The sequence below is a fragment of the Streptomyces sp. NPDC093018 genome (assembly GCF_040684035.1).
Lineage (GTDB): Bacteria > Actinomycetota > Actinomycetes > Streptomycetales > Streptomycetaceae > Streptomyces > Streptomyces murinus.
Window position 1 is genome coordinate 281084 of sequence record NZ_JBFBFF010000010.1, and the last position, 22429, is coordinate 303512.

Sequence of the window (22429 nt, forward strand, 5' to 3'; positions counted from 1 at the left end):
GGCATGGCAGAGCAGCTGGCGGGACTGGCCGACGACCGCGCCCTCCTGGGCCGTACGAGCACGGCGGAGAGGGTTTCGGACATCCTCAGGAGCCGTGTCGCGGACGGGTACTTCCCGCCCGGCACCCGGCTGTCCGAGGACAGCATCGGCGGCGCGCTCGGCGTCTCCCGCAACACCCTGCGCGAGGCGTTCCGGCTGCTCACCCACGAACGGCTCCTCGTCCACGAGCTCAACAGGGGCGTGTTCGTACGGGTCCTGACCGTCGAGGACGTCGAGGACATCTACCGCACCCGCGCCCTCGTCGAGTGCGCCGTCGTGCGCGGCCTCGGCGCGGCGCCGTACCCCCTGCGGGGGCTCGCCGACGCGGTCGCCGCGGGCGAGACAGCGGCCGCCGAGGATGACTGGAAAGCGGTGGGTACGGCCAACATCCACTTCCACCAGGAACTCGTCGCCCTCGCCCGCAGCGCCCGCACCGACGAACTGATGCGCAGCGTCTTCGCCGAACTCCGCCTCGCCTTCCACCTGGTGGACGACCCGCACCGGCTGCACGAGCCGTACCTGACGCGCAACAGGGAGATCCTGGGCGCGCTGGAGGCGGGGGAGCGGGGCGCGGCGGAGGGGTTGCTGGAGCGGTACCTGGCGGACTCGCTGGAGCGGGTGGTGGAGGTCTACCGGCGCAGAGTGAGTGAGGAACGCACCCCGTAGAGGCGCGGGGCTGTATCGATCAGCGGCTCCGCCGCGGGGCGCGACCGGCCATGACGGACCGGCAGCCGAAATGCGGTGATCTGTACTCCGGAGGCTTCCCGTTTGGGTAGATGTCAGACCGAGGACCTACTCTGTGCACCGTGACTTCCGAGACCGCTAAGCCGCAGCTCAGCACAGCGCAGCGTCCCGCTCCGGGACCCGCCGCCGACGAGGGCCTCGCCCGTCGGCTGCGCGCGCTCGCGTGCACCGCGCCGCTGCACGACCTGGACGCCCGCAAGGGCAGCCTGGCGGGCGAGTACTCGGTGTACGGAATGGCCGAGGTGGCCCTCGCCGCCATCGACCTGGTCACGCTGAACATGGACTTCGACACCGGCGCCGACCATGAGCAGATCGTCGCCCGTCTGATCCCCCGCATCGCCGCCCAGGCCCCGCACCGCCCCACCGCCGAGCACGAGCGCGTGGCCCGCTGGGTCCTGGAGAACCTGATCAACGTCGGCAGCGTGGACCGCGGCTTCCGCGCCGTCTACGGCACCTTCGCGGCGGACGGCACCTATGTCCGCCGCGACTACGACTTCAAGCTGATCGAAGAGGTCCCGGGCCCCGGCGGCACGGTGTACCTGCGCACCACCGACGAGGCGGTCAACGTCCTGGTCGGCGCCCTCGACACCGACGTCACCAGCGCCCAGATCGCCGCCGAGGTCAAGCTGGAGGTGCTGATCAACCGGGGCCGGCTCGCCGACGCCCAACTCGCCGCCGAACAGGCCCGCTACCGCACGGTGCAGTACTCCGAGACCCTGCGCCGCGCCCTGGACGCCACCCGGCGCAACGTCCGCGCGGTCGACTGGCTCAACGCCGTCCCCGACATGATCGCCGAGGCCCTCGAACACGTGGCCGACCGCTATCGGCACGAGAACGCGATCCTCACCAACATCCGCAAGGCCCGCGACGAGACCGAGGAGCCCGAGCACAAGCGGCGCGCCGCCGAGCTGGTCGACATCGTCAAGGACTGCATCCGCCGGCACACCCAGCTCCAGTCCCGGCTGCTGGAGGCGGGCCCGCTGTTCCGCGCGGAACAGGACCGGCAGGCCTTCGCCACGCCCGCGAGCACCGCGGGAATAGACCTGTACGGCCATCTGGTCGCCCCGGTGCTCACCCTCCCCGCCGAGCAGGCCACCCGGGTCACGGACGCCTTCTTCGCCCGCGGCACCGGCCTGCGCACCCCCGTCTCGGTGCGGATCGCCGACCTCGTGGACATCCTGCTGACCCCGCCCGTGGAGCGCGAGCACCTGGGCGCGGAGATGCCCGAGCCGGACCTGATCGCGACGCCGGACGACAGCCGGTTCAGCGAGGAGCAGCTCGCCACCGCCATGGAGCTGCTCGACCTGCCCGCCGACGCCCCGCGCAGACTCTCCGGGCTGCTCGCCGAGGCCCGGCGCACCGGCGACCCGGAGCTCGCCTACCTGGTCGCCCTGCTCGCGGTGCACGCGGCCAGCCCCGCCGTCGGCACCGCCTACCGGCAGGGCGAGGAGAAGCTGCTGTTCGCCGTGGACGACGGCACCGAGCTGGACGACCACGAATTCGGCGGCGCCGATCTGATCGTCGGCATGGCGCTGCTGGACGCGGCCGGCATGGCGGCGGACCGGGCGGCATGAGCAGGCCGTATGCGACATCGGCATGAGTAGCCCATATGCGACACCAACGGGCCGTATGCGACATTTGCGGACCATGGGCGAGGGGCCCGGAAGCAGCATGAGCAAGTCAGAGAGCGACAAGGAGTCAAAGCCGTGAGCGAGCACGTCGAGTGGAGTGACACCGAGGCCCCGGCCCCGTCGGCCACCGCCGCCGTCACCCCCGCCGACGCCGCCGACGCGGCGCGGCTCGTCGCCTACGGGCTCCAGCCCAAGCTCCAGCCCGCCCGCGACCAGGACTACACCGAACTGCTGCGCCGCTACCGCGAGGACCCGGCATTCGCACGGCTCGCCGATGCCGTCGCCGCCGGCCTCGGGCTCGTCGTCCTGGAGGTGTCCCCGCGCGCCGGCATGGCCGTGACCGCCGCCGAGGACTCGGTGTTCGCCGTCCGCATGGGCGACTACGCGCGTCGCACCACCGCCGACTCCGGCGACCGCTTCCTGCACGGCCTGGCCCATCTCGCCGTCGCCGCCCTCGCGTTCCCGCGCCCCGAGGACCTGGCCGACGACGGCTACATCGGCCGGGTCACGGTCAACGGCGTCGACGCGTTCGTCCGCCAGGCCTGCCGCCGCCTGGAGGAGCGCGCCGAGGAGCAGGGCGAGAACACCGACCCGGCCACCGACGCGCCCGGCCTGGAGGCCGCCTGGCGGATCTGGGCCAGACGCAGCGCCACCGGCGCCACCAAGGACGCCCGCAGGCCCGCCTCCTCCACCACCGGCATCGTCGCCAAGGCCCTCGCCTTCCTCACCGACTCCGGCTTCCTCCAGCGCACCGGCGACGAAGGCGGCGGCACCTACCGCACCACCGCCCGCTACCAGCTCCAGGTCCGCGACCTGGCCGGCACCGCCGCCATGGCCGAACTGATCGAGCTGGGCGTGGTCCCGGTGACCGACGGCACCGCCAGCCTGCTGCCCGCCGAGGACACCGACGACCTGGACCTGGTGGCCGACGCGGGCCTCCCCTTCCACTCCTGAAGCACCAAAGGGCCGATCCTGAAGCACTGAAGCACTGAAGCACTGAAGCACTGAAGCACTGAAGCACTGAAGCACCGAAGGGCTGACGCGCCCCGTGCCCCCCGAACGACCGCACCTTTCACCAGACTTACGAGAGTCCGCCATGTACGAGCTGTCCCGGGTCCGCCTCTACTCCATCGGGCCCGCCGGTGCGCGCTACGCCGACACCGTGCTTGACCTGCGGGGTGTCGGCGAGCCCGTGCCCGATCCGGCGCCCACCCAGGCGGAGTTCTTCGCGGCGGAGCCGTCCGGCCCGCCGCGCCGCCCCGCGCCCGCGGGCGTGCTGTTCCTGGAGAACGGCGGCGGCAAGTCCGTCCTGCTCAAGCTGATCTTCTCGGTGATGCTCCCCGGCCACCGCAACACCCTCGGCGGCGCCAGCTCCGGTGTGCTGCGCAAGTTCCTGCTCGCCGACGACTGCGGCCATGTGGCCCTCGAGTGGCAGCATGTGCTGACCGGCGAGTGCGTGGTCGTCGGCAAGGTCAGCGAGTGGCGCGGCCGCCAGGTCTCCAACGACCCGCGCAAGTTCGCCGAGGCCTGGTACTCCTTCCGGCCCGGCCCCGGACTCAGCCTCGACAACCTCCCGGTGGCCGAGTCCACCGCCGTACGCCCGGCCGCCGAGGGCGCGTCCGGCGCCCGGGGCCGCCGCCGCACCATGAAGGGCTTCCGCGACGCCCTCACCGAGGGCGGCAAGGCGTACCCGCACCTGGAGGTGCACTGGGAGGAGATCCACGAGCGCTGGACCGAGCACCTCGGCGACCTCGGCCTCGACCCCGAACTCTTCCGCTACCAGCGGGAGATGAACGCCGACGAGGGCGAGGCCGCCGGTCTCTTCGCGGTCAAGAAGGACTCCGACTTCACCGACCTGCTGCTGCGCGCAGTCACCGACACCCGGGACACCGACGGCCTCGCCGACCTGGTCAGCGGCTTCGGCAACAAGCTCGGCCGGCGCGCCGAGCTGATCGCCGAACGCGACTTCACGGCCGGCTCGGTGGACCTGCTCGGCCGGATCGTGGAGGCCGCCGACACCCGCGGCCGCGCCCGGGACATCCACGCAGGCGCCGAGCGCCGCACCCGTACCCTCGCCCGGCGGCTGTCCGCACGCGCCGTACAGGAGCGCATCCGGGCCGCCGACCTCGCCCAGCGGGTCACCGCCGCCGCGTACGCCGTCACCCACTCCGAGGGCGCCCGCGAGCGCAGCTCCCTGGTCGCCGCCGAACTCGCCTACCGGCACGCCTCGCTGGCCCTCGCCGCCGCCGAGAAGGCCGCCGCCGCGCAGAAGCGCGAGCTGGCCGACGCCCGCACCCTGCACTCCGCCTGGCAGGCCGCAGAGGCCGTGCTGCGCCATCGCGCCGCCGCCGACCGCGTCGCCCGGGTCTCCGCCGCCATCCAGGAGGCCGAACGGGACGCGGCGCCCGCCCTCGCCGCCCGCGCCAAGGCCGCCGTGGAGCTCGTACGGGCCCTGCACGCGGCCGCCGGGAGCGCCGAGGACCTGGCAAACGAGGGGGAGGAGCGTTCCGCCGCCCTCCAAGAGGCCGGTGACGCCGCCTACCGCGACTCCACCACCGCCGCCACCGAGGCCCAGCGCGCCCGCAGCGAGGCCGGCCATCTGCGCCAGCGGCTCACCGAGGTCGAGCAGGAGACCGCCGAGGCGGTCCGCGCCGGCTGGCTGGACGACAGCGCCCCCGACGCCGACCCGGCCCGCGCCGCGCTCGCCGCCTCGGACGCCGAGAAGACCACCGTCGCCGCCTGGGACACCGCCCGGGAGGCCGCCCGCACGGCCACCGAGCACGCCCGCGAGACGGCCGCCGCCGAGTCCCGCGCCGAGCTGACCGCGGCCCGCGCCGCCGACGCCGCGACCGCCGCCGAGCGCTCCCACGAGGCCGAACGCCGCCTCGCGGACGCGCTGGCCGCCGAGGAACGCCTCGCCGAACTCCTCGGCCTGCCCGGTACGACGCCCCGCCCGGGCCTGCCCGCCCAGCGCACCGACGACACCGACGGCGCCCCGCGCGCCGACCGGGACGACCTGCCCGCCGGCCATCTCACCGCAGCCGAACTCGACCGCTGCGCCGACGAACTGCGCGAACTCCTCGACGACGCGGTCGGCACCGCCGAACGCCAGCTCTTCGACCTGCGCACGGCCGCCGCCGACGACTCCCGCATCCTCGGCGCGCTCGGCGACGGCGGACTGCTGCCGCCCGGCCCGGACGTCCTCGCCACCGTCGAGTTCCTCGGCGAGCACGGCATCCCCGCGCTGCCCGGCTGGCGCTATCTCGCCCAGGCCGTCGACCCCGCCGACCACGCCCGGGTGCTCGCCGCCCGGCCCGAACTGGTCGACGGCGTCATCATCACCGACCCGGACACCCACGCCCGCGCCCGCGAGGCACTGGCCGACGCCGCCCTGCTGCCGCGCTCCGCCGTGGCCGTCGGCACCGCCGCCGCGCTGCTCGCCCCGACCCCCGCCGAGGACACCGCCCCGGACGGCGTGTTCCTGGTGCCGCCGAACCCGGCCATGCACGACGAGCACGCCGCCGACGAGGAACGCCAGGCCCTGCGCGCCCGCGCCACCGAGCGCGACGAGGAGATCCGGACCCTGGCCGCCCGGCTCGGCAAGGACCGCGAACTCGCCGCCCGGCTCGACTCCTGGCGCACCGGCTGCCCCGCGGGCCGCCTGACCGAACTGGCCCGCGCCGCCGAGGAGGCCCGCGCCTTCGCCGAGGAGTCCGAGGCCGAACTCGCCGAGGCCCGCACCCTGCGCGCGGAGGCCGAGGAGAGCGCCGCCGAGACCGTACGGCTGCGCGACGAGCGCCAGGAGGCCGCGCAGAAGGCCCGGCGCGCCGCCGACGCCCTCGCCGGACTCGCCTTCCGGCTGCGCGAACGCGCCGGCTGGCAGGCCCGGCTGCGCGAACTCGCCGACGAGGCCACCGAGTCCGAGGCCCGCGCCCAGACCTGTCTGGAGCGCGCCCGCGCCGCCGACGAGGACCGCCGCGCCGCCCAGCGCGCCGCCGACGACGCCCGCCGCACCGCCCGCGCGCTGCGCGCCGAGCGCGCGGAGATCGCCGGCGCCCCCGACGACGTACCGGTCGAGGGAACCGAGGCGCCCGAGGCGTCGCTGCCCGCCCTGCGCGAGGCGTACCGGGCCGCGTCCCAGGTGTACGAGAAGGTCGGCGTCGGCGCCGATCTGCGCGCCGAGCAGGCCCGCGCCGAGAGCGACGAGAGCGCCGCCCGCGCCGAACTGGACCGGCTCAGCAACAAGGTCCGCACCCGCGCCGAGCAGCTTCTCCAGTCGCCCGACGGCTCCGACGGGCCCTCCCGGCAGGCGGCCGCCGCCCGCGCCGAGGAGCTGGTGCAGCTCCTGGAGACCCGGATGTCCACCGCGAGCGAGCAGCTCGGGCGGTTGCGCGGCGAGGCCGAGCGGCACGCCCCCGAGGACGGCGCGGCGCACACCGAGCTGCCCGCGGACCAGGTGCCGCGCGACGCCGAGCACGCCCAGGTGCTGCTGCGCACCGCGACCACCGAACTGGCCACCCGTACCGAGGCGTTGGCGCGGGCCCGCGACGCGCACGGCGAACTGCTGGCCGCCCATCGCGCCGCCGAGGACGCGGCCGGGGGCTTCGACGAGATCGCCGCGATGCTCCGCGACCTGCTGCGCGAACCGGCCGTCGAGGAGGAGCAGGAGGAGACCGAGCCGTACCCGGGCGCTCTGGAGGAGGCCCGGCAGTCCGCCGCCGAGGCCCGCCGCTCGCTGCGCGGCTGCGCCGCCGACCTGTCTGCCGCCGAGGCCGGTGTGCGCGAGGCGAGCGATGTGCTGGTCCGGCACGCCAACTCCACGCGCTACGAGCAGGTCCGCACCCCGGCCCGGCAGCAGATCCGCGAACTGCCCGCCGCCGCGCTGCCCGAGCACGCGCAGAAGTGGGCCGACGCCTTCGCGCCCCGGCTGCGGGTCCTCACCGACGAGCTGGCCCAGCTGGAGCGCAACCGCGACTCGATCGTGGACCGGCTGCGCGGCCTCGTGGAGTCGGCCCTGGCCACCCTGCGCTCCGCCCAGCGGCTCTCCCGGCTCCCCGAGGGGCTCGGCGAATGGTCGGGCCAGGAGTTCCTGCGCGTCCGCTTCGAGGAACCCGACCAGGCCACGCTCACCGAACGGCTCGGCGAGGTCGTCGACGAGGCCACCCGCGCCGCCGTCAAGAAGAACTCCGACATGCGGCGCGACGGCATGTCCCTGCTGCTGCGCGGTGTCGCGGCGGCCCTGGAGCCCAAGGGCGTGGCCGTCGAGATCCTCAAGCCCGACGCGGTGCTGCGCGCCGAGCGGGTCCCCGTCGGGCAGATGGGCGATGTCTTCTCCGGCGGGCAGCTGCTCACCGCGGCCATCGCCCTGTACTGCACGATGGCCGCGCTGCGCTCGAACGACCGGGGCCGCGACAAGCACCGGCACGCGGGCACGCTGTTCCTGGACAACCCCATCGGCCGCGCCAACGCGACCTACCTCCTGGAACTCCAGCGAGCCGTCTCCGACGCCCTCGGCGTCCAGCTCCTGTACACCACGGGCCTGTTCGACACCACGGCCCTGGCCGAGTTCCCGCTGGTCATCCGGCTGCGCAATGACGCGGACCTCAGGGCGGGCCTGAAGTACATCAGCGTCGAGGAACACCTGCGCCCCGGCCTGCCCCAGCAGCCGCAGGCGGGGGAGTCGGTGCACAGCGAGATCACGGCGACCAGGATGTTCAAGAAGCCGGCGGTCAACGCGTAGCGGCGCGGGGGGCCGCCCGCCCGTCCCGCGGCGCGCGGGCAGCCTCCTGGTGGCCGCCGCTCAGAAGCCGTAGCCCATGCGGCGGGACAGCTCCGTGCCCGCCGCGACCGTGCGCCGGGCCACCTCCGTCAGCCGGTCCCGGTTCAGCCGGTACACCGGGCCGGAGACGCTGATCGCCGCGATCACCTCGCCGTCGTGCGCCCGCACCGGCGCGGCCACCGCGGCGAGGCCCGGCTCCAGCTCCTCGACCGTCACGCCGTGGCCTTGCTCCACCACGCGGTCCAGCTCGGCCCGCAGCGTCTCGGCGTCGGTGACGGTGCGTTCGGTGAACCGGTGCAGGGGCCGCGCGAGCAGGCCCTCGCGCGCGGCGGGCGGCAGATGCGCGAGCAGTACCTTGCCGCTGGAGGTGGCGTGCAGCGGGGTGCGCCGGCCCAGCCAGTTCTGCGCGGCCACCGACGCCGTGCCCCGGGCCTGCATGATGTTGACGGCGGCGTCTTCGTCCAGCACCGCGAGGTTCACCGTCTCGCCCAGCTCGTCGGCGACCTCGCGGCAGATCGGGACGCCCTCCTGGGAGATGTCCAGCCGCACCGCCGCCGCCCCGGCCAGCCGCAGCACACCGGCGCCCAGGTAGTACTTGCCGCGATCCTTCGCCTGCGCCACCAGCCCCCGGTGCTCCAGCACGCCGAGCAGCCGGAACGCCGTGGACTTGTGCACCGCCAGCTCGGTGGCGATCTCGGTGACGCCCGCCTCGCCGTCCCGGGCGAGGATCTCCAGCACGCTCACGGCACGGTCCACCGACTGCACCGCCCCGGCCGACTGCTGCTTCTGCGCGTGGGCCATGGCTGGGCTCCCACCACCTGTCGGCCGGTCCGGAATCTGTTGCGCACAGCGCTCATGTCCGCGCCGTACGAAACATCATCGTAGCGAAGTGGCCGATTCCAGCCGGTGGCCGAGCGGATTCCGACGCGCGGTTCGGCTCGCGTCTCGGCTCGTGTCGAGGCTCGCGGTTCGGCTCAGGGGTGGGACAGCTGCCCCGCGCCGCCCCGCCGCCGTATCCGCTCCTGCTCCCGCAGCGCCCGCCGCTCCGCACGCCGGCGCGCCCGTCGCTCCCGGCGCAGCGCGCGGGCCGTGCTGCTGGGCTCGGAGACCACGCCGTACCGCTGGTTCCACACCTGGCGGGTCACCCAGACGTCGACCACGGCCCAGGTGGCCACCACGGTGCTCGCCACGCTGCTGATCACCATGGGGAACGCGGGCCAGGACTCCGCCATGGTGCACAGGAACGCCACCATCGCCTCTATCAGCGTGACCGAGATGATGATCAGCGCCCGCACCGCCGCCGTCCGCACCGGATCGGGCAGCGGATGCCGCCGCGCGGGCTCCTCGACCCACAACGGCCGTTGCTCGCGTTGTATCCCGTACCGCTCCGCAGTGCCCTTCACCGTGTCACTCACTCCCCACCGCCCGAGGGCCCCTCGCCCCGAAGCCCCGACTCCCCAGTAGCTGCCCGGCTTGCGCGGATTTACGCGGCCGGGACGCGGGACGGGGCTTGCGCGGCCCAATCCGCCCCCAACTCCCGTAGAGAAGGACGAACAACACCCCACGAAGATTCCCGCCTTGGGAAAAATTCCAGCCAACCGCCATTCCCTGCCATGGTGTCCGGCTCCGGAGTACCCGCCGGATCGCGGTGGCAATCTCCCGCAATGCCCGGACAACTCGCCCCGTACCGCCGCCGCTGCGGAAGTTCACCTTCCGGACATGCCTTCGAGTTACCTGTATGGCGGTAGTAGGCTCGCGCCGTTTGTTGACGCACATGCGCACCCCCGGCCCGCGGGGGTCGAGCTGGGGGAGGCCATGCGCTTTCGCGGGAAGTCGATCCGCCGGAAGATCGTGGCGCTGCTTCTCGTGCCGCTGCTGTCCCTGACCGCCATCTGGGGTTTCGCCACGGTGGTCACGGGCCGTGATGTGGCCCAGCTCTTCCGGGTCTCCGATGTCATGCAGAACATCGGCTATCCCACCGAGGACACCGTCCGCGTGCTCGAACAGGAGCGCCGCCAGACCCTCGTCTATCTCGCCGACCCACGCGCCGCCGACTCCCTGTCGGCGCTCCAGCGCACCCGCACCGCCAGCGACCGTGCGATCGCGAAGGTCCGCGAGAACGCGCAGAAACGCCATCTGCGCCACGGCCTCGGCGCCCAGGGCAGCGAACACCTCACCGCCGTCCTGGACGCCTTCAGCGGCCTGGACTCGCTGCGCCACAGCGTCGAGGGCGGCACCATCAGCCGCGCTCAGGCCCTCGACCTCTACAACCGTCTGATCGATCCCTGCTACTCGCTGCTCGCCGGGCTCGACGGCATCGACGACGTCGAGATGGACAAGCAGTCGCACGCCCTGGTCAACCTCACCCGCGCCCGTGAACTGCTCTCCCGTGAGGACGCCCTGCTCGGCTCCTCCCTGGTGGTGGGCCGGCTCACCCGCGAGGAGATCCGCGAGATCTCCGACCTCGTCGCCCAGCGCACCCTGCTGTACGACATCAGCCTGCCGCTGCTGCCCGCGTCCGAACGCGAGCGCTACGAGCGGTTCTGGGACAACGCCGGTACCGCCCCGCTGCGTTCGGCCGAGCAGTCCGTCATCGAGCACGGCTCCGGCACCCCCGACGGCGTCACCGCCAAGAGCTGGGACTCCGCCGCGGGCAGCGCCCTGGCCGACCTCGGCACCCTGGACGACCGGGCGGGCGACCGCTTCCAGGACCGTATGCACCCCGTCGCCATGCGGGTCATCGCCCAGGGCGCCGTCGCGGGTCTGCTCGGACTGCTCGCCCTGCTCTTCTCCCTGGTCCTGTCCGTCCGGATCGGCCGCGGCCTGATCCGCGATCTGCGCCGACTGCGCCTGGAGGCGCACGAGGCGTCCGGCGTCCGGCTGCCCGGCCTGATGCGCCGCCTGTCGGTCGGCGAACAGGTCGACGTGGAGACCGAGGTGCCGCGCCTGGAGTACGACCAGAACGAGATCGGCGAGGTTGGACAGGCCCTCAACACCCTGCAACGCGCCGCCGTCGAGGCCGCCGTCAAGCAGTCCGAGCTGCGCGCCGGAGTCTCCGAGGTGTTCGTCAACCTCGCCCGCCGCAGCCAGGTGCTGCTGCACAAGCAGCTCACCCTCCTCGACACCATGGAACGCCGCACCGAGGACACCGACGAACTCGCCGACCTCTTCCGCCTGGACCACCTCACCACCCGGATGCGCCGGCATGCCGAGGGCCTGGTGATCCTCTCCGGCGCGGCGCCCTCCCGGCAGTGGCGCCGCCCCGTGCAGCTGATGGACGTGGTCCGCGCCGCCGTCGCCGAGGTCGAGGACTACGAGCGGGTCGAGGTACGACGCCTGCCGCGGGTCGCCGTGACCGGCCCGGCCGTCGCCGACCTCACCCATCTCGTGGCCGAACTCCTGGAGAACGCCACGGTGTTCTCGCCCCCGCACACCGCCGTCCAGGTCATCGGCGAGCGGGTCGCCAACGGCTTCACCCTGGAGATACACGACCGGGGACTCGGCATGACGCCCGAGGCGCTGCTGGACAACAACCTGCGCCTCGCCGAGACCCCCGAGTTCGAACTCTCCGACACCGACCGGCTCGGCCTGTTCGTGGTCAGCCGCCTCGCCCAGCGCCAGAACGTGCGCGTCTCCCTGCAGCCCTCGCCCTACGGCGGCACCACCGCGATCGTGTTCATCCCCGACGCGCTGCTCAGCGACGAGGTCCCGGACACCAACGGCATCGGCTTCCGGCTGGACCGCGAGCGCACCGCGAAGAACTCCGGGCGTGCCGTCGGCGGCTCCCGGGCCCCGCTGCCGCTGTCCGGGCTGCCCACCACCGTGCTGGACGGCCCGGTGGAGCTGGAGGCGCCCGTCGACCTCGACGCCCTGGACGGCTTCCCCGGCGCCCTGCCGGACGAGGACAGCGAACGCGGCGGCCTCTTCCGCCACCGCCGTGCCCTGACCCGGGGCGCGGACGACGGTCCCGCGCAGGAGCCGGGCGACGACCGCCCGGTGGATCGCCCGGCGGATCGCCCGACGGGGGAGGAGACCGGCGAGCACGGACTCGTACCGCTGCCGCGCCGCCAGCCGCCCAAGCTGGTCAGTTCGCACGGCAAACCGGTCACCGACCAGCGCGCCCACCGCCCTGAGCCCGGCCGCCGCAACCCGGCGGACCCGGACGACCGCGCGACCGGGGAGGCATACGGCTTTGACACGGGCGCGTACGGCACCGCCGAGGACGCGTACGGCGCCGGCCTGGACGCCTACGGCGCCGACCGCGAGCCGCAGCGTGCCGACCGTGAGTCGCAACGCACCGACCGCGAACCGCACCGGGGCGGTCCGGTAGCCCTGCCGCGCCGGGCGACCGCCGCCCCGCGCCCGGCGGAACCGGCCGACCGCGTCGGGGAGGCGGGGACGGCATCGGCCGACGGCCGCGCCCCGGTCGACGGTCCCGCTGCGGCCGCCCGCCCCGGCATCCCCGCGCTGCCCCGGCGCGCCCGCCCCGCGGCGAGCGCCCCCGGCGGCCCGGGGACCTCCGGCGGCCCCGTCCGCGCACCCCGCGACGGCGACGGCGCCGCCGAACCCGGCGACGGCGCCCTGCCCCGCCGAGTGCGGCAGGCCAGCCTCGCCCCTCAGCTCAGGCAGGACCCCGAACGGCGACCCGGGCGCGGCGACGCGCCCACCGACCGGGACGCCGACGAGGTCCGCAGCCGGATGGCCTCGCTCCAGCGCGGCTGGCAGCGTGGCCGGGAGGAGAATGCCACGGGCGAGACTGCCCGCACCGGCACAGCACAAGGAACCACTAAGGGGGACGGTCGATGACCGCACCGAAGGCGACCGACCACACGGCGACGGGCAACGGGGAGCTGAACTGGCTCCTGGACGACCTGGTCGACCGCGTCGCCAGCATCCGCAAGGCCGTCATCCTCTCCGGCGACGGACTGGCCACCGGCGTGTCCAAGGACCTGACCAGGGAGGACGGCGAACACCTGGCCGCCGTGGCCTCCGGCTTCCACAGCCTCGCCAAGGGCGTGGGCCGCCACTTCGACGCGGGCGGCGTCCGCCAGACGGTCGTCGAGCTGGACGACGCCTTCCTGTTCGTCTCCGCCGCGGGCGACGGCAGCTGCCTGGCCGTCCTGTCCGACGCCGACTCCGATGTCGGCCAGGTCGCCTACGAGATGACGCTCCTGGTCAAGCGGGTGGGTGTGCACCTGGGCACCGCCCCGCGCACGGGCCTGCCCGCGGGCGGGTAGTGGGATGACATGAGCGAAGACGGTCAGGTGAGCAGCCACTGGTTCGACGACGACGCCGGACCGGTCGTCCGTCCGTACGCCATGACGCGCGGCCGTACCTCCAGTACGGCCCAGCACCGCCTCGATCTGATCGCGGTGGTCGTCACGGAGCCCGCCGCCGGGGACCCGGAGACGGATCCGACGCTCTCCCCCGAGCACGTGGACATCGTGGGCCTGTGCCGCAGCACCCCGCAGTCGGTCGCCGAGCTGGCCGCGGAACTCGACCTGCCCATCGGTGTCGTGCGGGTCCTCGTCGGCGATCTCGTGCACGCGGAACTCGTCCATGTCACCCGGCCGGTGCCCCCGGCCGAGCTGCCGGACGAGAGTATTCTGCGCGACGTGATCAACGGCCTGCGGGCGCTGTGACCGGCGCGGAAGCGGAGTACTGACGTGACAGGCTGGCAGTTCTGGGTCGACCGAGGCGGCACCTTCACCGATATCGTCGCGCGTCGCCCGGACGGCCGCCTGCTCACGCACAAGGTGCTCTCCGACAACCCGGCCCAGCCCCACCCCGAGCCCGGCCCGGACACCGCTCCCGGCACTCGGGGCGACGCTTCCGGCACTCAAGGCGCAGGCCACCGCCCCGCCCCCGACGCCGCCGTCACCGGCATCCGGGCCCTCCTCGGCGACTCCCCTGAGCCCGTCGAGGCCGTCCGCATGGGGACCACCGTCGCCACCAACGCGCTCCTGGAGCGCACCGGCGAACCCACCCTCCTGATCATCACCCGCGGCTTCCGTGACGCCCTGCGCATCGCCTACCAGAACCGGCCGCGCATCTTCGCCCGCCGTATCGAGCCGCCCGAACCGCTCTACACCCGGGTGATCGAGGCGGACGAACGCATCGCCGCCGACGGAACCGTGCTGCGCGCCCCCGACCTGGACGCGCTCGCGCCCGCGCTCCGACAGGCGTACGACGACGGGATCCGCGCCGTCGCCGTCGTCTGCCTGCACAGCCATCTGCACCCCGCCCACGAGCGCGCCATCGGCGAACTCGCGGCCCGCACCGGCTTCCCGCAGATCTCGCTGTCCAGCGAGGTCAGCCCGCTGATGAAGCTGGTCCCGCGCGGCGACACCGCCGTGGCCGACGCCTATCTCTCACCGGTGCTGCACCGCTACGTCCGCCAGGTGGCCGACGAACTGCGCGGTGTGCGGCTGATGTTCATGCAGTCCAACGGCGGGCTCACCGAGGCGGGGCAGTTCCGCGGCAAGGACGCCGTCCTGTCCGGACCGGCCGGGGGCATCGTCGGCATGGCCCGGATGTCCCAGCGCGCGGGCTTCGACCGGGTCATCGGCTTCGACATGGGCGGCACCTCCACCGATGTCTCGCACTTCGCCGGTGCCTATGAGCGGGTCTTCGACACCCAGGTCGCGGGCGTACGGCTGCGCGCCCCGATGCTCGACATCCACACCGTGGCCGCGGGCGGCGGCTCCGTGCTCCACTTCGACGGCTCCCGCTACCGCGTCGGCCCCGACTCGGCGGGTGCCACCCCCGGCCCCGCCTGCTACCGGGCCGGCGGCCCGCTCACCGTCACCGACGCCAATGTGATGCTCGGCCGGATCCAACCCGCGTATTTCCCGGCCGTGTTCGGGCCCGGCGGCGACCAGCGGCTGGACGCCGGGCTCGTCCGCGACCGGTTCACCGCACTCGCCCGCGAGATCCACCGGGCCACCGGCGACGACCGCACCCCCGAACAGGTGGCCGAGGGCTATCTGGACATCGCCGTCGCCAATATCGCCAACGCGATCAAGCGGATCTCCGTCCAGCAGGGCCACGACGTCACCCGCTACGCACTGACCACCTTCGGCGGCGCGGGCGGCCAGCACGCGTGCCGGGTCGCCGAGTCGCTCGGCATCCGCACCGTGCTCGTACCCCCCATGGCCGGGGTCCTCTCCGCGCTCGGCATCGGTCTCGCCGACACCACCGCCATGCGCGAACAGTCCGTCGAGGCACCCCTGGAGCCGGCCGCCATGCCCGGCATCCGCGCGGCCGCCGCCGGCCTGGAGGCCGCCGCCCGCGCCGAACTCACGGCCGAGGACATCCCCGAGGACCACGTCCGGGTCACCCATCGCGCGCAGCTGCGCTACGACGGCACCGACACCGCCCTCACCGTCGAACTGGCCGAACCCGAGCGCATGCGCGGCGCGTTCGAGGAGCGCCATCGCGCCACCTACTCCTTCACCCTCGACCGCCCGATCGTCGTCGAAGCCCTCTCCGTCGAGGCCACCGGCATCACCGCACCCCCCGATCTGACCGCCCTCGCGCCGTACGAGGGACGGCCCGCCGCACCCGAGACCGTCCGCCTGCACACCGGCGGCTCCTGGCGCGACGTACCCCTGCACCGCCGCGAGGCCCTTCCTCCCGGCGCGTCCGTCACCGGCCCGGCGATCATCACCGAGGCCAGTGCGACGACCGTCGTGGACGACGGCTGGCGGGCCGCGGCCACCGACGACGGACATCTGCTCATGGAACGCACCGCGGTCACCCGGGGTTCCCGCCCGAGCACGGAAGCCGATCCGGTTCTCCTTGAGGTCTTCAACAACCTCTTCATGTCGATCGCCGAACAGATGGGCGCCCGGCTGGAGTCCACCGCCCAGTCCGTCAACATCAAGGAACGCCTCGACTTCTCCTGCGCCCTGTTCGACCCGGACGGAAACCTGGTGGCCAACGCCCCCCACATCCCCGTCCACCTGGGCTCCATGGGCACCAGCGTCAAGGAGGTCATCCGCCGCCGGGGCGACTCGATGCGGCCGGGCGACACCTACGCCGTCAACGACCCGTACCACGGCGGCACCCATCTGCCCGATGTCACCGTGATCACCCCGGTGTTCGACACCGACGCCCCGGACGGCGGGGCTCCGGACACCGACGCCCCGGCGGCCCCGCGGGACCGGCCCCGGATCCTCTTCCACGTCGCCTCCCGCGGCCACCACGCCGAGATCGGCGGCATCGCCCCCGGCTCCATGCCCGCCCACAGCCGCACCATCGAGGAGGAGGGCGTCCTGTTCGACAACTGGCCGCTCGCCGAGGGCGGCCGCTTCCGGGAGGAGGAGACCCGGCGCCTGCTCACCGAGGCCCCCTACCCCTCCCGCAACCCCCGCACCAACCTCGCCGACCTGCGCGCCCAGATCGCCGCAAACCAGAAGGGCGTCGACGAAGTCCGCCGCATGATCGGCGAGTTCGGCCTCGACGTCGTACAGGCCTATATGCGGCACGTCCAGGACAACGCCGAGGAGGCGGTCCGCCGCGTCATCGACGCCCTGGACGACGGCGAGTACGCCTACGAGACCGACGCGGGCGCCGTCATCCGCGTCCGGGTCCGTGTCGAGCGGGCCGAGCGCCGGGCCACCATCGACTTCACCGGCACCTCCGCGCAGCTCCCCACCAACTTCAACGCCCCCCTCGCCGTCGTCAACGCGGCCGTCCTGTACGTCTTCCGCACCCTGGTCGCCGACGACATCCCGCTCAACGACGGCTGCCTGCGCCCCCTGGACATCGTCGTACCGCCCGGCTCCCTGCTCGCCCCGAAGCCCCCGGCCGCCGTCGTCGCGGGCAACGTGGAGACCTCCCAGGCCATCACCGGCGCCCTGTACGCCGCGCTCGGCGTCCAGGCCGAGGGCTCCGGCACGATGAACAACGTCACCTTCGGCAACGAACGCCACCAGTACTACGAGACCGTCGCCTCCGGATCCGGTGCGGGCGACGGCTTCCCCGGCGCCGACGTCGTACAGACCCATATGACCAACTCCCGGCTCACCGACCCCGAGATCCTGGAGTGGCGACTGCCCGTCCGCCTGGAGGAGTTCGCCGTACGGCCCGGGAGCGGCGGCGCCGGCACCTGGCGCGGCGGCGACGGCGCGGTGCGCCGCATCCGGTTCCTGGAGCCCATGACCGTCTCCACCCTCTCCCAGCACCGCCGGGTGCCCCCGTACGGCATGGCGGGCGGCGCTCCCGGAGCGCTCGGCGCCAACCGGGTCGAGCGGGCCGACGGCGGTGTCACCGATCTCGGCGGCAGCGGTTCCACCGAGGTCGGCCCCGGCGACGTACTGGTCATCAAAACCCCCGGTGGCGGCGGCTACGGCCGGCCGTCGCCCGAACCCCAGCAAGCAGGAGAAGTGAACGATGGTCCTCGGGCGTCCTGAGCACGGCAATTTCCCGGTCGAGCCCGTCACGCTCAAGATCCTGGTGGCGGGCGGCTTCGGCGTGGGCAAGACCACCCTGGTCGGCGCGATCAGCGAGATCCGGCCGCTGCGCACCGAGGAGCAGCTCACCGAGGCCGGGCGCCCGGTCGACGACACCAGCGGGGTGGAGGCCAAGAACACCACCACCGTGGCCATGGACTTCGGCCGGATCACCCTGCGCGAGGACCTGGTCCTGTACCTGTTCGGCACGCCGGGGCAGGAGCGGTTCTGGTTCATGTGGGACGAGCTGTCCGAGGGGGCGCTCGGTGCCGTGGTGCTCGCCGACACCCGCCGTCTGGAGGACTCCTTCGCCGCCGTCGACTACTTCGAGCGGCGCTCCATCCCCTTCCTGGTCGCCGTCAACTGCTTCGACGGCGCCGCCCGTTACCCCTCCGACTCGGTCCGCCGGGCGCTCGACCTGGACCCCGGGGTGCCCGTGATGCTGTGCGACGCCCGCGACCGGGAGTCGGCCAAGGACGTCCTCATCGACCTCATCGAACACGCCATGCGCTACCCGGCCGATCACCGCCAGCCGGTCGGCAGCTGACCAGACCAGATCTCAAGTCACGCACATCTAGGGACCGTTCACCACTGAGGTTCGGCAGCCGCCGCCCGCGCCGGAGTCATCGCTCCGCCACCCCGCCGTACCTCATGTCCGGTCAGCCCCGCGCGGCCGAGCACCCAGCTCGCCCCGCCGAGTGCCTTGGCCGCCTGCTTCAGCGGGGCCAGCTGGGCGGCGGCCTGGCGGTGGTCGTGCACGCTGCCCGGCCCGCACACCACGGTCGCCAGGGACAGCGTGACCGGCCGGCCGCCCGCCGACCAGGGGGCGTCCAGCACCGCCGCGGCCAGCGGGCCGAGCGCCTCCTCGTCGGCCAGCACCAGGAAGTCGTCCCCGCCGATGTGCCCCACCCGCGCCTGCCCGGCGATCGCCTGCGTCAGCGCTCGTCCCACCGAGCGGATCAGCTCGTCGCCCGCGGCGAAACCGGCGCCGTCGTTCACCTTCTTGAAGTGGTCGATGTCCAGCCAGCTCAGCGCGAACGGCCGCCCGTCCGCGATCCGCCGGTCCACCTCACCGGTGATCGCGTCCGAACCCGGCAGCCGGGTCAGCGGATTGAGCCCGGCCGCCTCCTCCACCCGGCTCTCGGCCAGCGCCCGCACCAGGTCCGCGAGCCGTACGACGCCCACGCACCGCCCGTGCGCGTCCAGCACCGCCACATCGTCGCTGGTCCGGTCCCGGCCGCCGATCGCCACCACGTCCAGCACCTCCCAGGCGGTGGCGTCCACTCCGACCGTGCGCGGCGCGTCACCGAGCCGCGCGGCGGGACGGTCGGCGTACAGGGCGTGCCCGTAGCGGCCGGACATCGACAGCAGGAAGCGCGAGCGGTGCACCGACCGCACGGGTCTGCCCGTCTGGTCCACCAGCAGCACCCCGGAGACGTCCGGCGAGCCGGTCAGCAGGGCCCGCACCTGCCCGGCCGACGCCGTCACCGGCAGCACGGCGGCCGGACGCACGAACTCCCGCACCGAAGGCCCGGTCCTGGGCACGACCGGGGCGGCGGGGGAGAAGGACGGCACATAGACGTCCGCCACCGGGATCCGGGCGGGCGGCGCGAACAGCTCGCCCTGGGCCAGCTGCGCCCCCGCCGACACCGCCGCCGCGTACTGCCCCTCGGTCTCCACCCCCTCCACGGCGACCAGGGCGTCCAACTCCTCGCACAGGGTCCGCATCGCCCGTACCGCGGCCGGTCTGGCCAGCAGGGAGGCGTCCAGCTTGACCAGATCGGGGGAGAGGTCGGTGAGCAGCCGCAGCGGCACATCGCCGTCCCCGACCCCGTCCGCGCTGATCCGGAACCCCTGCTCCCGCAGCGCGGCCACCGCCTCCAGCAACGCCCGGTGCGGCACATGCGTGTACGGCGGTACGACGTCCAGCGTCACCTCCCAGGGCCCCCGCCCCTGCGCCCGCACCGCGTCGTGCAGCGGGGTGAGGCCGCCGAGGTCGGCGAGGGTGGCCGCGAACACGTTCACATGCAGCGGCAGCAGCCGCTCCTTGCGCATGGCCGAGCGCAGCGCCAGCACGGCCAGCGCGCCGTCCAGTTCGGGGTCACGGCGGGCCTCGGCCAGGATGTCGCCGGTCTCCGGGCGGGCGAATGCCTCCAGCGCGGCGACCGCGCCCGTCCTCAGGTTCACCAGCGGCTGGAAGGCGAAGCGGAGAGAGTCCGTCCAGGAGTGCACGGGAGCATGATGGCGCCGGGCGCGGGCGCCCAGGGTCAGTTCATGAGACGTTCACACAGGATTCCGGGCCGATCGCACAGCGTGACCGTCACAGTAGGCGCCCATGGGACGCCCAATGGAAGCCCGTTCGCCGCCCCCTCACCGCACCGCCACCACCGACGAACCATGCCCGAACAGCCCCTGGTTGGCGGTGATGCCCACCCGCGCGCCCTCGATCTGCCGCTCGCCCGCCGCGCCCCGCAGTTGCCAGGTCAGCTCGCAGACCTGGGCGATGGCCTGGGCCGGAACGGCCTCACCGAAGGAGGCGAGCCCGCCGCTTGCGTTGACCGGTGTCCGGCCGCCCGGCGCCGTCACGCCCTCCCGCAGCAGCTTCGCCCCCTCGCCCGCGCCGCACAGCCCCAGATCCTCGTACCACTGCAACTCCAGCGCGGTGGACAGGTCGTACACCTCCGCCAGATCCAGGTCCCCGGGCCCCAGGCCGGCCTCCTCGTAGGCGGCGCGGGCGATGGCGGCGCGGAAGGTCTCCTCCGGGGGCCGCACCGCGACCGCCGGGTCGGTGGCGATGTCCGGCAGGTCGAGCACCGGGTTCGGGAAGCGGGGGGTCACCGTGGAGACCGCGCGGATCCGCACCGGCCGCGCGGCGCCGTGCCGGCGGGCGAACTCCATGGAGGACAGCACCAGGGCGGCGCCGCCGTCGGAGGTGGCGCAGATGTCCAGCAGCCGCAGCGGATCGGCGACCACCGCGGAGGCGGCGACCTCCTCGGCGGTGACCCGCTTGCGGTAACGGGCGTACGGATTCAGCGCCCCCATCGCGGCGTTCTTCACCTTGACCAGCGCGAAGTCCTCCGGTGTGTCGCCGTGCACCGCCATCCGCCGGCGCGCGTACAGCCCGAAGTACGCCGGGTTGGTGGCGCCCAGCAGCCGGAAGCGCAGCCAGTCCGGGTCGTCGGGCCGGTCCCCGCCCGCGGGCCGGAAGAAGCCCTTGGGCGCCGCGTCCGCGCCCACCACGAGCACCACGTCGGCGAGGCGGGCGAGGATCTGCGCCCGCGCCGCGGCGATCGCCTGCGCCCCCGACGCACAGGCCGCGTACACACTGGTGACCCGGGCGCCCTGCCAGCCCAGCGCCCTGGCGTACGACGCCCCCGCCACGTACCCCGGGTAGCCGCCCCGCACCGTGTCCGCGCCGACGACGGCACCCACCTCCCGCCAGTCGACACCGGCGTCCGCGAGCGCCGCGCGGGCCGCCGCCGCGCCGTACTCCACGAAGCCACGCCCCCACTTGCCCCAGGGATGCATGCCCGCGCCGAGCACCGCGACGTCTCCCGTCATGACGCCGCCCCCGTCGGCTCTGTCGCCCCCGTCGGCCGCCAGTTCCACGTCGCCGTCGTCTCCGTCCCGCTGCCGCCGTGGAGCACGCCTTCGACGGCCTCCACCTCCATCCCCACCGCGAGATCGGCGACGGTGATCCCGGGGGCCGCCTGCCCCAGCACCACGATCCGCTCGGCCGCCAGCTCGACCGCGATCAACGCATACGGCTCCCAAGGGAGTTCGGCATCGCTGACGAAGGGGGACGGGGGACGGTACCGGGTGTCGGTGTACGACCAGACGCGCCCCGTCCGGGACAGCGGGGTCTCCTCCAGGGTGCCGCCCGCGCAGTGCGGATTGCGGCAGTGGACGTCCTCGCGCGGGAAGAAGACCGAGGCGCAGGACGAGCAGCGGGTGCCGAGAAGGCGGAAGCCGTCGCCCTCGCCGGTGAACCAGCCGGTGATCACGGGTGTCCTGGTGTGCGGCAAAGCCCCTCCCGTCACAGCGGATCCGAACTATCTGACGATGCGTCAGGAGTCTGGCACGTCCGACGGGAAATGGGCAGACCGTGTCCGTACCGGACAACACCACGTACGGAAGACGTCGTTCCCGTGATCGGATACAGTCCGCGCGTGTCCGAGAATCAGCAACCCATCGCCAACTCCGCACCGGGATCGCACTGTTCCGCCTGCGGGGTGCCCTATGGAGAGGGCGTCACCGGCTGGCCGCGCACCTGCCCGTCCTGCGGCACGGTCGCCTACCGCAACCCGCTGCCCGTGGCGATCGCGCTCCAGCCCGTGTACGACACCGAGGGCACCGCCCTGGTCGTCATCACCCGAACCATCGCCCCCGCCCGCGGCGGCACGGCCCTGCCCGGCGGCTATGTGGACGACCGCGAGGACTGGAAGCAGGCCGTCGTGCGCGAACTCAAGGAGGAGACCGGCATCGACGCCGCCGCCCGCGACGTCCGCCTCGTCGACGCCATGAGCTCCCCCGACGGGCACCTGCTCCTCTTCGGCCTCCTCCCCGAACGCCCGGCCGACCTCCTCCCCCCGCCCGCCCCCACCCCCGAAACCGAGGGCTGGCACCTCCTGCGCCGCCCCGAGGACCTCGCCTTCCCCCTCCACAGCGCCGCGGTCCGAGCCTTCTTCGAGGGCCGCTACATCTGACCCCCGCCCGGTTGCTCAGTCGCAACGCCCCTTACGGGGAAGGGGCGTTGGCCATACCGTGCGGCTTCAACGGAT

14 protein-coding genes and 1 pseudogene are annotated in these 22429 nt (G+C 73.8%); 10 read left to right on the plus strand and 5 right to left on the minus strand.

What is annotated here, in order from left to right:
- Positions 1–3: 3 nt before the first annotated feature.
- From AB0N90_RS23570 to AB0N90_RS23585, 4 genes are all read left to right on the plus strand, one after another.
- The gene (locus AB0N90_RS23570; RefSeq protein ID WP_365199549.1) at positions 4–705 is read left to right on the plus strand and encodes a GntR family transcriptional regulator; all 702 of its coding nucleotides are present in this window, start codon (positions 4–6) and stop codon (positions 703–705) included.
- Between the two features lie 110 nt (positions 706–815).
- Complete coding sequence (locus AB0N90_RS23575) at positions 816–2357, plus strand: hypothetical protein (RefSeq protein WP_365199552.1); 1542 nt, start codon at positions 816–818, stop codon at positions 2355–2357.
- 132 nt (positions 2358–2489) lie between these two features.
- On the plus strand, positions 2490–3368 hold the full coding sequence (locus tag AB0N90_RS23580; RefSeq protein ID WP_365199554.1) for a hypothetical protein: 879 nt from the start codon (positions 2490–2492) through the stop codon (positions 3366–3368).
- A gap of 142 nt (positions 3369–3510) precedes the next feature.
- Complete coding sequence (locus AB0N90_RS23585) at positions 3511–8154, plus strand: hypothetical protein (RefSeq protein ID WP_365199556.1); 4644 nt, start codon at positions 3511–3513, stop codon at positions 8152–8154.
- Between the two features lie 60 nt (positions 8155–8214).
- Here AB0N90_RS23585 and AB0N90_RS23590 read toward each other — a convergent pair whose 3' ends face one another.
- Entirely contained in the window at positions 8215–8994 is a 780-nt protein-coding gene (locus tag AB0N90_RS23590; RefSeq protein ID WP_365199558.1) for an IclR family transcriptional regulator, read from the minus strand.
- 173 nt (positions 8995–9167) lie between these two features.
- Positions 9168–9554 (minus strand): annotated as a pseudogene (locus AB0N90_RS23595) (hypothetical protein); the annotation flags it as partial.
- Positions 9555–10008: 454 nt separating this feature from the next.
- On the opposite strand from AB0N90_RS23595, the gene AB0N90_RS23600 reads away from it, so the two are divergent.
- The 5 genes from AB0N90_RS23600 to AB0N90_RS23620 are packed head-to-tail and all read left to right on the plus strand — an operon-like array spanning position 10009 to position 18195.
- Positions 10009–12999, plus strand: coding sequence for a nitrate- and nitrite sensing domain-containing protein (locus tag AB0N90_RS23600; protein ID WP_365199561.1), 2991 nt, complete (start codon positions 10009–10011; stop codon positions 12997–12999).
- A complete protein-coding gene (locus AB0N90_RS23605) occupies positions 12996–13430 on the plus strand; it encodes a roadblock/LC7 domain-containing protein (protein WP_037650878.1) in 435 nt (144 codons plus the stop codon). The genes AB0N90_RS23600 and AB0N90_RS23605 overlap by 4 nt, the downstream gene beginning before the upstream one ends.
- Before the next feature lie 9 nt (positions 13431–13439).
- On the plus strand, positions 13440–13835 hold the full coding sequence (locus AB0N90_RS23610) for a DUF742 domain-containing protein (RefSeq protein ID WP_365199564.1): 396 nt from the start codon (positions 13440–13442) through the stop codon (positions 13833–13835).
- A gap of 24 nt (positions 13836–13859) precedes the next feature.
- Positions 13860–17609 (plus strand): hydantoinase B/oxoprolinase family protein, encoded by a 3750-nt coding sequence (locus AB0N90_RS23615; protein WP_365199567.1) that lies wholly within the window; start codon positions 13860–13862, stop codon positions 17607–17609.
- The gene (locus AB0N90_RS23620; RefSeq protein ID WP_361682268.1) at positions 17590–18195 is read left to right on the plus strand and encodes an ATP/GTP-binding protein; all 606 of its coding nucleotides are present in this window, start codon (positions 17590–17592) and stop codon (positions 18193–18195) included. Before AB0N90_RS23615 ends, AB0N90_RS23620 begins: the two co-directional genes overlap by 20 nt.
- A 38-nt stretch (positions 18196–18233) precedes the next feature.
- On the opposite strand, the gene AB0N90_RS23625 is transcribed toward AB0N90_RS23620, so the two are convergent.
- The 3 genes from AB0N90_RS23625 to AB0N90_RS23635 form a co-directional block, all read right to left on the minus strand.
- Positions 18234–19880, minus strand: a complete 1647-nt coding sequence (locus AB0N90_RS23625; protein ID WP_365199570.1) for a GGDEF domain-containing protein — start codon at positions 19878–19880, stop codon at positions 18234–18236.
- 138 nt (positions 19881–20018) lie between these two features.
- A complete protein-coding gene (locus AB0N90_RS23630; RefSeq protein WP_365199572.1) occupies positions 20019–21209 on the minus strand; it encodes a lipid-transfer protein in 1191 nt (396 codons plus the stop codon).
- Positions 21206–21652, minus strand: coding sequence for a zinc ribbon domain-containing protein (locus tag AB0N90_RS23635; RefSeq protein WP_361682443.1), 447 nt, complete (start codon positions 21650–21652; stop codon positions 21206–21208). The genes AB0N90_RS23630 and AB0N90_RS23635 overlap by 4 nt, the downstream gene beginning before the upstream one ends.
- A 165-nt stretch (positions 21653–21817) precedes the next feature.
- Between AB0N90_RS23635 and AB0N90_RS23640 the strand changes: the two genes are divergently transcribed.
- A complete protein-coding gene (locus AB0N90_RS23640) occupies positions 21818–22354 on the plus strand; it encodes an NUDIX domain-containing protein (RefSeq protein WP_361682259.1) in 537 nt (178 codons plus the stop codon).
- Positions 22355–22429: the final 75 nt, after the last annotated feature.

Excerpts from the sequence above, each read along its gene's own strand:
- AB0N90_RS23570 (WP_365199549.1), top strand. The coding sequence starts at position 4 with ATGGCAGAGCAGCTGGCGGGACTGGCCGACGACCGCGCCCTCCTGGGC.
- AB0N90_RS23575 (WP_365199552.1), top strand. The coding sequence starts at position 816 with ATGTCAGACCGAGGACCTACTCTGTGCACCGTGACTTCCGAGACCGCT.
- AB0N90_RS23585 (WP_365199556.1), top strand. The coding sequence starts at position 3,511 with ATGTACGAGCTGTCCCGGGTCCGCCTCTACTCCATCGGGCCCGCCGGT.
- AB0N90_RS23590 (WP_365199558.1), bottom strand. The coding sequence starts at position 8,994 with ATGGCCCACGCGCAGAAGCAGCAGTCGGCCGGGGCGGTGCAGTCGGTG.
- AB0N90_RS23600 (WP_365199561.1), top strand. The coding sequence starts at position 10,009 with ATGCGCTTTCGCGGGAAGTCGATCCGCCGGAAGATCGTGGCGCTGCTT.
- AB0N90_RS23605 (WP_037650878.1), top strand. The coding sequence starts at position 12,996 with ATGACCGCACCGAAGGCGACCGACCACACGGCGACGGGCAACGGGGAG.
- AB0N90_RS23610 (WP_365199564.1), top strand. The coding sequence starts at position 13,440 with ATGAGCGAAGACGGTCAGGTGAGCAGCCACTGGTTCGACGACGACGCC.
- AB0N90_RS23620 (WP_361682268.1), top strand. The coding sequence starts at position 17,590 with ATGGTCCTCGGGCGTCCTGAGCACGGCAATTTCCCGGTCGAGCCCGTC.
- AB0N90_RS23630 (WP_365199572.1), bottom strand. The coding sequence starts at position 21,209 with ATGACGGGAGACGTCGCGGTGCTCGGCGCGGGCATGCATCCCTGGGGC.